Origin of the sequence: Pyxidicoccus trucidator, assembly GCF_010894435.1 — a bacterium.
GTDB classification, from domain to species: Bacteria; Myxococcota; Myxococcia; order Myxococcales; family Myxococcaceae; genus Myxococcus; species Myxococcus trucidator.
Genome location: NZ_JAAIXZ010000009.1, coordinates 354,090 through 366,644 on the forward strand (window position 1 = coordinate 354,090; position 12,555 = coordinate 366,644).

11 protein-coding genes and 1 riboswitch are annotated in these 12,555 nt (G+C 70.7%); of the genes, 7 read left to right on the forward strand and 4 right to left on the reverse strand.

The window, feature by feature from the left end; all coding sequences use genetic code 11:
- Positions 1 to 89: 89 nt before the first annotated feature.
- Together G4D85_RS25955 and G4D85_RS25960 are read right to left on the reverse strand one after the other, a co-directional pair.
- On the reverse strand, positions 90 to 2,048 hold the full coding sequence (locus G4D85_RS25955) for a potassium transporter Kup (RefSeq protein ID WP_164016662.1): 1,959 nt from the start codon (positions 2,046 to 2,048) through the stop codon (positions 90 to 92).
- A riboswitch (cyclic di-AMP (ydaO/yuaA leader) is annotated at positions 2,048 to 2,188 on the reverse strand. (Overlaps the previous gene by 1 nt.)
- Before the next feature lie 86 nt (positions 2,189 to 2,274).
- Positions 2,275 to 3,390, reverse strand: coding sequence for a winged helix DNA-binding domain-containing protein (locus tag G4D85_RS25960; RefSeq protein ID WP_164016663.1), 1,116 nt, complete (start codon positions 3,388 to 3,390; stop codon positions 2,275 to 2,277).
- Between the two features lie 119 nt (positions 3,391 to 3,509).
- Between G4D85_RS25960 and G4D85_RS25965 the strand changes: the two genes are divergently transcribed.
- The gene (locus G4D85_RS25965) at positions 3,510 to 4,610 is read left to right on the forward strand and encodes a D-TA family PLP-dependent enzyme (RefSeq protein WP_240359499.1); all 1,101 of its coding nucleotides are present in this window, start codon (positions 3,510 to 3,512) and stop codon (positions 4,608 to 4,610) included.
- Between the two features lie 6 nt (positions 4,611 to 4,616).
- Here the strand turns inward: G4D85_RS25965 and G4D85_RS25970 are convergent, their stop codons facing one another.
- Positions 4,617 to 5,609 carry a TIR domain-containing protein gene (locus G4D85_RS25970; protein WP_205525704.1) on the reverse strand — a complete coding sequence of 331 codons (993 nt, stop codon included), beginning with the start codon at positions 5,607 to 5,609 and terminating at the stop codon, positions 4,617 to 4,619.
- 236 nt (positions 5,610 to 5,845) lie between these two features.
- Here G4D85_RS25970 and G4D85_RS25975 point away from each other — a divergent pair, with 236 nt between their 5' ends.
- The 4 genes from G4D85_RS25975 (at position 5,846) to G4D85_RS25990 (ending at position 9,397) form a co-directional block, all read left to right on the forward strand.
- A complete protein-coding gene (locus tag G4D85_RS25975; RefSeq protein WP_164016669.1) occupies positions 5,846 to 7,162 on the forward strand; it encodes a styrene monooxygenase/indole monooxygenase family protein in 1,317 nt (438 codons plus the stop codon).
- Positions 7,163 to 7,255: 93 nt separating this feature from the next.
- Positions 7,256 to 8,215 carry a ketopantoate reductase family protein gene (locus tag G4D85_RS25980; protein WP_164016671.1) on the forward strand — a complete coding sequence of 320 codons (960 nt, stop codon included), beginning with the start codon at positions 7,256 to 7,258 and terminating at the stop codon, positions 8,213 to 8,215.
- Entirely contained in the window at positions 8,212 to 8,631 is a 420-nt protein-coding gene (locus G4D85_RS25985) for an AgmX/PglI C-terminal domain-containing protein (RefSeq protein ID WP_164016673.1), read from the forward strand. The genes G4D85_RS25980 and G4D85_RS25985 overlap by 4 nt, the downstream gene beginning before the upstream one ends.
- Positions 8,632 to 8,659: 28 nt before the next feature.
- A complete protein-coding gene (locus tag G4D85_RS25990; protein WP_164016675.1) occupies positions 8,660 to 9,397 on the forward strand; it encodes a hypothetical protein in 738 nt (245 codons plus the stop codon).
- Here the strand turns inward: G4D85_RS25990 and G4D85_RS25995 are convergent.
- A complete protein-coding gene (locus G4D85_RS25995) occupies positions 9,386 to 10,390 on the reverse strand; it encodes an Lnb N-terminal periplasmic domain-containing protein (RefSeq protein ID WP_164016677.1) in 1,005 nt (334 codons plus the stop codon). The two genes, G4D85_RS25990 and G4D85_RS25995, sit on opposite strands and share 12 nt — an antisense overlap.
- 210 nt (positions 10,391 to 10,600) lie before the next feature.
- Here G4D85_RS25995 and G4D85_RS26000 point away from each other — a divergent pair, with 210 nt between their 5' ends.
- Positions 10,601 to 11,050, forward strand: coding sequence for a CHRD domain-containing protein (locus G4D85_RS26000; protein WP_164016679.1), 450 nt, complete (start codon positions 10,601 to 10,603; stop codon positions 11,048 to 11,050).
- Positions 11,051 to 11,368: 318 nt separating this feature from the next.
- A complete protein-coding gene (gene hppD / locus G4D85_RS26005) occupies positions 11,369 to 12,424 on the forward strand; it encodes a 4-hydroxyphenylpyruvate dioxygenase (RefSeq protein ID WP_275900316.1) in 1,056 nt (351 codons plus the stop codon).
- Positions 12,425 to 12,555 lie beyond the last annotated feature (131 nt).

The window sequence follows — 12,555 nt, forward strand, 5'->3', positions numbered from 1 at the left end:
TCAGGAATTGACGGGCCCCCGGCCCGCCGTGGACACGGTGCTTCCGTGGCCGCGGCGGGCCCTGGTATTTCGGGGCGTCCCTCGCCGCGCTACAGCTCCACCTGGGCGCCCAGCTCGACGACGCGGTTGGGCGGAATCCGGAAGAAGGCGGTGGCCGAGCGGGCGTTGCGGCTCATCCACACGAAGATGGCCTCGCGCCACATCGCCATGCCCGGCTTCTTGCCGACGATGAGCGTCTCGCGACCGAGGAAGAAGCTGGTGCTCATGACGTTGAAGGGCAGCCCCGCCTCACGGCAGCGCTTGAGGATGTCCGGAATGGACGGGTCATCCATGAAGCCGTAGCGAGCGGTGATGCGCCGCATGCCCAGCGGCAGGTTCTCCACCCTCACCCGTTCGGCGGGCGGGACGTGGGGCAGGTCCTCGGTGGTGATGGTGAGCAGCAGCGTCTGCTCGTGCAGCACCTTGTTGTGCTTCAGGTTGTGCAGCATCGCGCTGGGAGCAATCTCGGGGTTGCCCGTCATGAAGATGGCCGTGCCCGGCACCCGGTGGGGCGCGTTCTCTCCGAAGCTCTCCAGCAAATCCATGAGGCCGAGGGACGAGGCGTGCAGCTTCTTCCCCAGCAGCTCGCGGCCGCGCTTCCACGTCGTCATCAGGGTGAAGAGGACGGCGCCCATCGTGAGCGGCAGCCAGCCACCGTGGGCCACCTTGACGATGTTGGCGCCGAAGAAGGACAGGTCGACGGCGAGGAAGAGCGCCGCGATGGGCACCAGCAGTGAGCGCCGCACGCCCCAGCGCTCGCGCGCCACCACGTAGGCCAGGCACGTGGTGATGGCCATGGTGGCCGTCACGGCGATGCCGTACGCGGCCGTGAGCGCGGTGGAGGAGCGGAAGCCCAGCACCACCGCCACCACGCCCAGCAGCAGCGCGAGGTTCACCCCCGGCAGGTAGATCTGCCCCTTCTCCTCGGCGGAGGTGTGCACCACTTCCAGACGGGGCCAGTAGCCGAGCTGGATGGCCTGCCGGGTGAGGCTGAACACGCCGGAGATGAGCGCCTGGGAGGCGATGACGGTGGCGACCGTGGCCAGCCCCACCAGCGGGTACAGCGCCCAGTCGGGGGCCAGGTGGAAGAACGGGTTGGAAGCGACGGAAGGATTTCTCAGCAGCAGCGCGCCCTGCCCGAAGTAGTTGAGCAGCAGCGCCGGCAGCACCAGGGCGAACCACGCCAGGCGGATGGGCCGGTAGCCGAAGTGGCCCATGTCCGCGTACAGCGCCTCGCCGCCGGTGACCACGAGGAACACCGCGCCCAGGACGAGGAAGCCGTGCCAGCCGTTGTGCACGAAGAAGCGCACGGCATGCGTGGGAACCACCGCCTGGAGCACCGAGGGGTTCTTCACCAGCTCGTGAACGCCCAGCACGGCGATGACGATGAACCAGACCACCATCATCGGGCCGAACACCCGGCCGATGCCGCCCGTGCCCTTGCTCTGCACGAAGAAGAGCGCGAGCAGGATGGCCAGCGCGATGGGCACTACATAGGGCTTGAACAGCGGTGTCGCGACGCCCAGCCCCTCCACGGCGGAGAGCACGGACACGGCCGGGGTGATGACGCCGTCGCCATAGAGTAGCGCCGCGCCGAACAGGCCCAGCGTCAGCAGCACCACCCGGCGAACCCCGCTGCCCGCGCCGCCCCCGCGCTGCACCACCAGCGCCAGCAGCGCGAGGATGCCGCCCTCCCCCCGGTTGTCCGCCCTCATGACGAAGCCGAGGTACTTCACGGAGATGACGACGATGAGGCTCCAGAAGACGAGGCTCAGCACGCCCAGCACGTTGTCCGGCGTGGGGGCGATGCCGTGCTCACCGCTGAAGCAGTCTCGCAGCGCGTACAGCGGGCTGGTGCCGATGTCGCCGTAGACGATGCCCAGCGCGCCGAGCGCGAGAGGGGCCAGGCGTGCGAGGGGCTCGCGGGGGGACGGCGGGGTGGAAACGGGAGCGGCCGAGCTCGCGGACGTAGGCGAGCCCGGCCCGTGACTGCTGGGGTCGGAAGACATTGCGTTCTCCTCGACGCCTGCGGGGTTAGCTGACGGACTCGGGCCAAGAGAACCAGCCCTACACTCGACTTCGAGCGACTCGCCCCAACGAACCTGGGTCCCCCGCTCCCGCACGTGGCGGGATTCGGCGTATTGCGGCAATACCTAGTCCCCGCCCCTGCGAATCGCAATGACCCTGGGGAAATCACCAGGGAAGTCGAGCACTTGCCTGAGACCCTGGGACCGCTCAGGCGAAGCGGACCTCGAACGCCCGGGCGTCGGGCTCGACGAAGCGGAGCAGCGCCTCCCCCTCCCCTGCCAGCGCGTCGCGCGTCTTCTTCGTCAGCGTCTCGAAAGGCTCGGCGACGAGCGTCGCGGTGGCCTTCTTCCGCTCCACCTTCCACGTGCCCGTGACGAAGCCGTCCACCAGGAAGGTGGCGGGGATGCGCAGGTTCTTGGTGATGAGCTTCGAGCGATGCGCGTCCGCCACCAGCCGCGCACGGTCGTCATGGCCGAGGACGAGGCTGTCGAACTCGGGGAGGAAGCGCATGGGCGCGGGCATGTCCCCGGGAGGACGCGGCGCCTTCGGCAGGTCGAACAGCTCGCGGCCCTTCTCGTCGCGGAACGTGCGCAGCTTCGGCTTCAGCGAGACCAGCACGTCCTTCAGGCCCTTGAGGCCCGTCCACGTCTGCGCGTCGCTCGCGGTGGCGGGGCCGAAGGCGGCGAGGTAGCGCAGCACGAGCGTGTCGAGCCGGGGTGCGGTGTCCAGCGGCTCGCCCAGCCAGGACTCCGCCAGGGCGAAGTCCGTCGCGGGTGGGAAGCCCCACTCCTCATCCGTGGGCACCTGGACGAGCGGCAGGTACATGCGCACCAGGAAGCCCATGGCCCGCTCGTCCGCCTTGGGGTTGCGCTCCATGAGGTGGTCCCGCACCTCCTCGAAGGTCCGGGGCTCCTCCTCCAGGTATTCGCGAGCGGTGACGAGCAGGGGCTCGAGGTCCAGCCCCTCCGCGCGCTCGCGGAGGATGGCGTGCGCCGAGGCCTCGAGCATGGACGAGAAGGCGGAGCGCAGGGCCACGTAGTCCTTCGCTGTCGCGAGGTGCAGCGTGCCGCGCATCAGCGTCGCGCGGACGACCTCGCGGCGCTGGAGCAGCCGCGTGAGGTCCTCCCGCCGGAAGCCCTCGACTCGGGACCAGAGCCCGACGAAGGGCGGCTTCGCCTGCTGGGCCTGGAGCGCCACGAGCCGCTCCACCGCGCGAAGCAGCGGAAGCTTCTCCCGCTCCAGCAGCAACTGGCGCGCGAGCGTGGCGCGGTTGAGCTCTCGGGTCGTCAGGGTGTCCGGCGTGGCGCTGGTGCGGGGGGGCATTGGACCTCGGGCGGGCGACTGCTGGCGGGGAGCCTGAGCCGCGGGTGCTGTGTACCACCGTGCGTCGTGGACTCGAGTGCTCACCGTCACGCTGGAGCCGCCTGTCGCCGGGTGCCACCATGCGCCACATGGACTCCACCCCGCTGGACGCGCTCCCCACCCCCGCCGCCGTCGTGGACCTGGACCGTGTCGAGGCCAACCTGCGCCGCGTGGCCGCGTATGCGCGCGAGCACGGCCTGCGCTTGCGTCCCCACACGAAGACGCACAAGACGGTGGAGCTCACCACCCTCCAGCTCCAGGCCGGCGCGGCGGGTGTCACCGTGGCCACGCCTCGCGAGGCCGAGCTCATGGCCACCGTCGCGGACGACGTGCTCCTGGCCTACCCGCCCGTGGGCGCCGCCCGGCTCGCGCGCCTCGTGGGCCTGCCCGAGCGCGTCCGGCTCACCGTGGCGCTCGACTCCACCGAGGCGCTGGAAGGACTGGGCCGCGCCGCCCAGGAGGCCGGGCGCACCGTGGGCGTGCTGGTGGAGCTGGACATGGGCATGCGCCGCGTGGGCGTGCAGACGCCCGAGGAGGCCGTCGCCCTGGCCCGCGCCGTGGCGTCCACCCGGGGCGTGGAGTACCGCGGCGTCATCTTCTATCCGGGCCACGTGCGCGCGCCCCAGGTCGAGCAGGGCCCCGCGCTGCGCGAGCAGTCCTCCCGCCTGGGTGCCTTCGTGCAGGCGCTGACCGCCGCCGGACTGAAGCCCGAGACGGTCAGCGGTGGCTCCACGCCGACGCTGTGGCGCTCACACGAGGTGGCCGGGCTCACCGAAATCCGCCCCGGCATCAACGTGCTCAATGACCGCAACTCCGTCTTCGTGGGCGCGTGCGCGTGGAGCGAGTGCGCGTACTCCGTGCTCGCCACCGTGGTCAGCACCGCCGTCCCGGGGCAGGCCGTCATCGACGCGGGCTCCAAGGCCCTGGCCAAGGAGGAGGGCATGGACCCGGCCGGGGGCTACGGCGCCCTGCTGGACCGGCCCGACGTCCTGGTGCGCAGCCTGTCCGAGGAGCACGGCATGCTGGACCTCACCGGCACGTCCTGGCGTCCCCGCGTGGGAGACCGCGTGCGCGTGGTGCCCAACCACGTCTGCGCCTCCGTCAACCTGCACGCGCGGCTGCACGTGCTGCGCGGAGGAGCCCGGCACGCCACATGGGAAGTCGCCGCGCGCGGGTGGTGACGGGCGTCAGCCCAGCCGCGCCAGCTCGCGCTCCAGCAGCGTCTCCAGGTCGCGGATGCTCCGGTAGACGATGCAGCGGTAGGACTGCACGTCGAAGCGCAGCTCCCTCACGTCGCGCACCAGCAGGATGGTGGGCCGCCCCTTGCCCCAGGCGTAGCCGACCTCCAGGTACACGTTGGGGTTCGCCATGGACAGGTCGGCGATGACCACCTTCGCCGTGTCGATGCGCTCCTTGATGCGCTGGATGATGGGGCCGTCGAACACCGCCTGGTCCACGCGCTCGCACAGCAGGCCCGCCGCCTTCACCGGGCCCTGGATGCCGTAGTGGTAGGTGTCCTCCAGCTCCGGCGAGAAGGGCATGGCCACGAAGGCGTGCGGCTTCGCCATGGACACCGTGCCCGCCGACGCCATGGGCGGCGCCTGCACGAAGGCGCTCATCCGCTGGACGCGGAAGCCGCCGCCCGGCAGCGCCGTCACCCCGGGTGTGCCGCTCAAGCCCCGCTCCATGGCCTTGCGCAGCCGGCCCGCGCGCCGCGCGTCCAGCTCCACCACCGTGAAGCGCTCCAGCCCTTGCGGCCCGGTGCCGCGCTGGAAGGCCTCGACGAGGCCGCCGACGAAGGCGAGCACCGCCTCATCCTCGTCCAGTCCGTAGTTGGGCCCGTGCACCGTGCCCGCCACGTGCTTCAGCGCCGAGTGGGACTCCAGCGCCTTCAGCGCGCGCACCGTGAACTGGCGGATTTCGTGGTAGCCGAAGTCCCCCAGCCGCACCGTGCCCACGAAGAGCGCCAGCGGCGAGGCCAGGCTCCCGCGCGTCTCCACGAAGCGGTACTCCCCCGGCTGGACTTCCAGTTGGGACAGCGGCACGCCCGCCGCCTCGAGCCGCTTCGCCGCCGCGCCCGCCGCGCCGTAGAGCCGCTGCGCGTACTTGAAGACCACCGCGTCCGCGGACGTGTCCGCGAGGTCTCCCACTTCCAGCACCACCTCGAGGGACACGCTCATCGCACCCGAGTGTAGGCGCCCCCGCCACGTCCCCCCAACCCAGCTCCGCGTCATCCAGCTGGGAAGAATTTCGAAGCCCGCCGCGAATTCTCAACCCCCGAGTGCGACCCAATTGGAAGACTCCAATCGTATTGTGTTAAGAGCCCGCGTTCCCGGTAAGCCCGGGTACCCCATATCCCCTGGGGGGGGGTCCATCCCGACACAGCCACGTGGCTCGGGACGCGGAGGAGAGACATATGGCGAGCATCGGCATCGTTGGCGCCGGCACTGCCGGTTTGCACCTCGGACTGAAGCTGCTGTCCCATGGCGTTCCCGTCACGCTCTATGCGGAGCAGGACCCCGCGAAGCTGCGCGCGGGCCGGCTGCCCAACACGGTGGCGCACCACTCCCCCACCCGGGCCCACGAGCGGGAGCTGGACGTGGACCACTGGGGCGGGCCGCAGGCGGACATGCACCACATGGGCATCCACGTGAATGCCGGGCCGCAGTCCTTCGGCATGAAGGGCCGGCTGGAGAAGTCCTCCATCTTCGTGGACTACCGCCTGTATCAGCCGAAGCTGGCCGAGGACTTCGTGGCGCGCGGAGGCCGGCTGGAGGTGCTCCCCGTGGACGCCGCCGCCCTGGAGTCCCTGTCGCGGAAGCATGACCTGGTGGTGGTGGCCACCGGCCGCAACGGGCTGACGTCCCTCTTCCCGCGAATCCCGGAGCTGTCTCCGCACACGAAGCCCGCGCGCCTGCTGTTCGCGGCGCTGCTCAAGGGCGTGCGGATGGAGGAGCCGGTGGGCATGAACGCGCACCTGGTGCCGGGCCACGGAGAAATCTTCGAGGCGCAGGTCATCTCCCGCCACGGCCGCGTCCCGAGCATCCTCATCGAAGCGCTCCCCGAGGGCGAACTGGCGGTGCTCAGCACGCAGCGCTACGACGAGGACCCGCGCGCCTTCGAGGCGCTGCTGATGGACCGGCTGCGCCGCTTCGCGCCCGCCACCTATGAGCGGGTGAATCCCGCGGAGTTCGGCGTCCTGGGGCCCATGGACTGGATTCAGGGGGCCTTCACCCCGGTGGTGCGCCGGGGCTGGGCGCCGCTCGCGAACGGCCGCTTCGTCATGGCCGTGGGCGACACCCACGTGACGAACGACCCCGTCGCGGGCCAGGGCGCCAACGCGGCGTCGGCCTCCGCCTTCGCGCTGGCCGCGAGCATCCTGGACGCGCTGGGCACGGAGCGCCCGTTCGACGAGGCCTTCTGCCGCGCGGCGGGGGAGAGGATGTGGGTCGCCGTCGCTCCGGCGACGCACTGGACCAACGCCCTGCTCCAGCCGCCTCCGCCGCACGTGGTGGACGTGCTGGTTGCCGGCAGCCAGGAGCCCCGCGTCGCGGACGCCATCGCCAACGCCTTCATGATTCCGGAGAACATCCTCGGCGCCTGCGCCACCCCGGAGGCCGCCGCCGCCTTCGTCGCGCGCAACCGCCCCCCGGCACGGGAGTCCGCCCCCGAGGCGCTGGCGTGGCGCCCCCTCCCCGAGGACGTCGCGACGAAGGTGGCCGAGGTCCGCTGAGTCGCCGGAGCCCGGCCGCGACGCGCCGGGCCTCCCCGGTCGACGCTTGAATCGGGACAGCGGCGGGCGGGGGGCGCGGCTATCTTCCGCGCCATGCGATTCGCCATCGTCGGTTCGGGAGGAGTGGGCGGGTACTACGGGGCGCGGCTGGTCCGCGCCGGCCATGAGGTGACGTTCCTCGCCCGGGGCGCGCACCTGAAGGCCATGCGCGAGCGTGGGCTGAGCATCCGGAGCGAGGAGGGGGACTTCACCGTCCCCGTGCGCGCCGAGGAGGACGCCGCCCGCGTGGGCCCCTCGGACGTCATCCTGCTCGCGGTGAAGAACTACGACGTCCCTTCGGTGCTGCCCACCGTGAAGACGCTGGCCGCCGCGTCGGACCGGCCGGCCCTGGGCGGCTCCACCGCCGCCATCCTCACGCTGCAGAACGGGGTGGACAGCCCCGGCGAGGTGGCCTCCGCCGTGGGTGAGGCGCCCGTCATCGGCGGCACCACGTACATCTCCACCGCCATCTCCGAGCCGGGTGTCATCACCCAGACGGGGACGCTCCACCGCATCATCCTGGGCGAGGTGTTCGGCGACACGTCCCGCGTCTCGGCGCGCGTGCAGTCCCTGCGCGACACGCTGGCGGGCGCGGGCCTCAACGTGGAGGCGGTGGCGGACGCGCGCGCGCCGCTCTGGGAGAAGCTCGCGTTCCTCGCCGCCATGTCTGGCTTCTGCACCGCCGCCCGCCTGCCCCTGGGGCCGCTGCGGGACGCGGGGCCTGTCTTCCGCGAGCAGTTCCAGGAAGCCGCCGCCGAGGTGCTCCGCGTCGCCGCCGCCGAGGGCGTGAAGACCACCACTCTTCCCGAGGACGTGGCCCGCTTCATGGACGGGCTCCAGGACAACATGCGCCCGTCGATGATGGTGGACGTGGAGGCCGGCAAGCCGCTGGAGGTGGAGTACCTCCAGGGCACGGTGTCCCGGCGCGGCCGGGCCCGGGGCGTGCCCACGCCGGTGATGAGCACACTGTATTCCCTGCTGCTGCCGCATGCTGGGGGGATGAGGAAGCCATGAGGAGCCTGCCACTGCTGCTGATGATGCTGAGCGGGAGCGCCTGTACGCCACGGCAGTCGTCCATGCCCGTCCCCCTTCGCGAAGAGCTGAACAAGGACGCCATCCAAGAGGTGCTGGCAGCCCACCGACCGGAGATCCGGGCCTGCTACGAGCAGACCATCCGGACGCGCGGCTTCACGCCTGAAGGCCGGCTGGTCGTGGGGTTCGTCATCGAGGCGGATGGCGCGGTGAGGGAGAGCCGGTTGGTGTCCGCCACCACCGACTCTCCGATGCTGGAGCGCTGCGTCCTGGAGCGGGTGGCGACCTGGACGTTCCCCCGTCCACAGAGCAACGGCAGGGTCAGCGTCCACTACCCGTACGTTTTCGTGCAGGCGCCCCCGGAAACACCGAAGCAGGCGCCTGCGCCCACGCAATGAGCGGGCGGGATTGGCATATGTACGGGACATGACCGAGCCGAAGTCGCGCCCTGCTTCGAAGAACGACCTGCCCCCGCTGGTGGGCCGCGTGGCCTTCCTCGCCGTCGCCTCCGGGCTGACGCCGCTCATCCCGGTGCCCTTCCTGGACGACTACGCCCTGCGCCAGACGCGCGAGGGCATGGTCCGGCAGATTCTCCGGGAGCACGGCCTGCCCGCCCCCGAGAAGGCGGTGGGGGTGCTCGCCGGCTCGCACGTGAGCACCTCCCTGGGCGGCCATGTGAAGAGCGCCCTCAAGGGCGTGCTGCTGTTCCCCGTGCAGAAGCTCTTCCGGAAGGTCTTCTTCGTCCTCTGGGTGAAGGACTGCGTGGACATGGCCTCGCTGTCCCTGCACCACGGCTTCCTGCTCACCCATGCGACGGAGCGCGGGGACCTGAACGCGGACTCGCTGGCGGGTGACACGCCAAGGAAGGTCCACGACGCCATCGTCGCCGCCTGCGCGGAGGTGGACGCCCGCCCCATCAATCAAATCCTCCGCAGGCTCTTCTCCAGCAGCCGCCTGCTGATGGCCGAGGCCACCCGCGCCTTCTTCAGCCCGAAGAACCGGGGCCCCCGCACGCCCGACGCGGAGGCGAGCGCCGAGGTGAAATCGCTGACGGACCGGCTCCTCGCGGAGTTGTGGGAGGAGCGCGGCTACTTCGTCGCCCTGCGGCAGGCCTATGACAAGCACCTGAAGGCCGGCCCGAAGGCGGTCGCTTCAGGGAGCTGAGTCGGCGGTGGCCCGGGCCTCGCGGATGCGCCGGGAGAAGTCCGGCTGGCCATCCGCCGCCTGGGCCTTCGCATTGATGAGGTGCCGGGCGCGCACCACCTCCAGCGGCGCGTCCTTCTCGATGAGGCCCAGCTCGTACGCCAGCGCGTCCGAGTACGCCGGCAGCAGCGTCCGGTGGTCATACGGCACGTCCACCGCGGCGACCTTCTCCACGTGGCGCACCAGGTTGGTGGTGCAGTTGCTGGAGAGCGTGTCGTAGAACTCCGGCCGGGCGTGCAGCGCGTTCATCCGCGCCACCATGTCCAGGAAGAAGGAGGCGATGCGCTCCTTCGACGCGTCCACCGGGTACAGGAACACGTCGTCCTTGCGGTGGTTGGAGCGGAGCTGGACGAGGTCCCGCTCGTCGCCCACCACGTAGATGAGCTCGAACTGGCGGAACAGGCCGCCCAGGGCGGAGAACGTCTCCCCCTTCTCGCGCCGCACCTCCACGGAGAAGACGACGTAGCGCCCGTCCGAGAAGCCGAAGCTCACCATGGTGTGCGCCGCGCCCCAGACGCCGGAGAACGGCTCCACGATGAACCACGCCCCCGTCAGCTCGCGCGCGTCATACGTGGCCGTGTACCAGGCCGCGTCCCAGTCGGAGGTGCTCCGGTAGCGGAAGTCGCGCACGTCATGAATCGTCACGCGTGAGCCGTCCACCTCCGCCCGCGCCGCGCGCGCCAGGTCCGGCGCCCAGTCACGCTGGCCCGAAGGCGTCACCGTCCGCATCCAGCCGTACACCGCCACGCAGCCCACCGCCACCACCGTCACCGCCGCCAGCCCGGAGCGCCGACGCCACACCGCCACCGCCGCCCCGGCCAACACGAGCGCCAGCAACGCCCGCGCCGGGTGCGGCCCCTCGGCCCCCGCCCCCGTCAGGGCAAGGGCGAGCGCGACCCAGGCGCTCCCCAGCAGGAGGACCAGGGCGGTGGAGATACGGAAGAAGAGGCGCATGGCCGGAGTATCCGCGCCCTGGCCCACGGTGTCATCGGCGCGTCACGGCGTGGCCTCGGGGAATGGGGCTGGCGCGGCGTGTTCACTCCCCGTCCGAAGCCCCGCCGGCCGGTCGGATTGGCCCTGCCAGGCGACGGGCGCAGGGTGCCCCACCCCGCGCCCCGGGGCCCGCGCCGGGCCTCGCACGGGCGTGGAGACAGGAGCGTCACGATGCGAAGGGAAATGCTGACACGTCTCGCGGTACCGGGCCTGGTGGCCTGCGTCCTGTGGCTCACCGGCTGTGGCAACAACACGGAGGCGGACACGACGCTGGCGGGAGGCAACGAGGTGCCCCCCGTCACCACCTCGGCGACGGGAGCCGCCAACGCGGAGCTGGAGGGTGACGAGCTGGTGGTGAATGGAAGCTTCTCGAACCTGAGCAGCGACCTGTTCCCCGTCGGCGGGAGCGCCGCCCACGTCCACAACGCCCCAGGGGGCGAAAACGGACCCATCCTCTTCAACCTGGAGGTCTCGAGCACCGACAACCGCAACGGCACCTTCATCGGTCGCAAGACGCTGACCGAAGACGAGAAGGTGCTCTTCGAGGACGGCAACCTCTACGTCAACATCCACACGGCCAACTTCAACTCGGGAGAGCTTCGCGGCCAGTTCAAGCCGTAAGCCCGGCGATTCCGCTCGTGCCGGAACTCCGGCACGGCGGCCAGGGCCCGCGCCAAGGCCTGCTGCGTCATAAAACAGCAGGTGCGTCATCGCGTCCCCACCTGCTACAAACGCCCGATACTTCTGAGTTTTTTTGTCTGAAGACCCAGACTAGTCAGACGCATCCATTCCTACGTGAATACGTGAGGTTCACGTCAGAGCCGTGCTCCATGATAGTTAAGTCCAGACCATCCCGGTGGATGGTCCCGCCTACGCGGCGACGGACAGCTACGCCTACGCGACTTGGAGCAGCGAGTGGAACTCACCAGCGTGGATCATGTGGAGCTACATGTAGGCGACGCAATGTTGTCGGCCTACTTCTTCTGCCACGCGCTGGGATTCCGGATGGTGGCTCACGCCGCCCCCGAAAGTGGGCTGGAGGGGCGCAGGTCCATCCTGCTGCGGCAGGGCAGCATGCGGGTGGTCGTCACTTCGGCGCTCGACTCGAAGGGCCCGGTGGCGGACTACGTGCGCGCGCACGGCGACGGGGTGAAGGACGTGGCGTTCGCGACGCCGGACGCGGAAGGGGCCTTCCATGAGGCGGTGAGCCGGGGCGCGCGGCCGGTGCAGGCGCCCATCACCTACGAAGGCGCGGGCGGGCGCGTGGTCAAGGCGACCATCGCCGGGCCGGGGGACCTGGTGCATTCCTTCATCCAGCGCGACTCGACGGCGGGCGTGTTCCTGCCGGACGTGTACCTGCCGCTGGAGACGGCCCCGGGAGGCACGGAGGAGATGTTCTCCGCGCTGGACCACGTGGCCCTGTGCCTGGAGCACGGCACGCTGATGGACGCGGTGGCCTACTACCTGGACGTGCTGGGCTTCGAGCAGACGCACGAGGAGAACGTGCGCACCGAGTACAGCGGGATGAACTCGCGGGTGGTCCAGACCGCTGGCGGGCGCATCTGCTTTCCCATGCAGGAGCCGTTCACCGGCGCGCGGCGCGGGCAGCTCGAGTACTTCCTGCAGGCCCACGGCGGCTCCGGCGTGCAGCACCTGGCCTTCCTGGCGTCGGACATCACCCGGGCGGTGGACGTGCTGCGCCGGGGCGGCATGAGGATATTGGACGCGCCGCCGGACTATTACGAGACGCTGGAAGCCCGGCTGGGCGACCTGTGCGGCTTCCGCCGCGAGACGCTGCAGGAGCGCAACATCCTGATGGACCGCGACGCCTGGGGCCATCTGCTGCAGGTGTTCACGCGCACGCAGCACGCCCGGAACACGCTCTTCTTCGAGGTCATCCAGCGGCAGAAGGCTCGCGGCTTCGGCGGCGCCAACATCCAGGCGCTCTACGAGGCCAAGGAGCGCGATTCGATGCGCGCTGACCTCCAGAGCTGATCCTCACCGGGAAGGAAGAGGCCGGGACCGGGGCAGCGCGCCGGGGCCCGGCGTCACGCCGTGGCAGCACGGCGCTCGCACACGCCAGTGCCCCTCGCTCGGGGACCTCGGAACGGCGGTGCTGGAGCGCC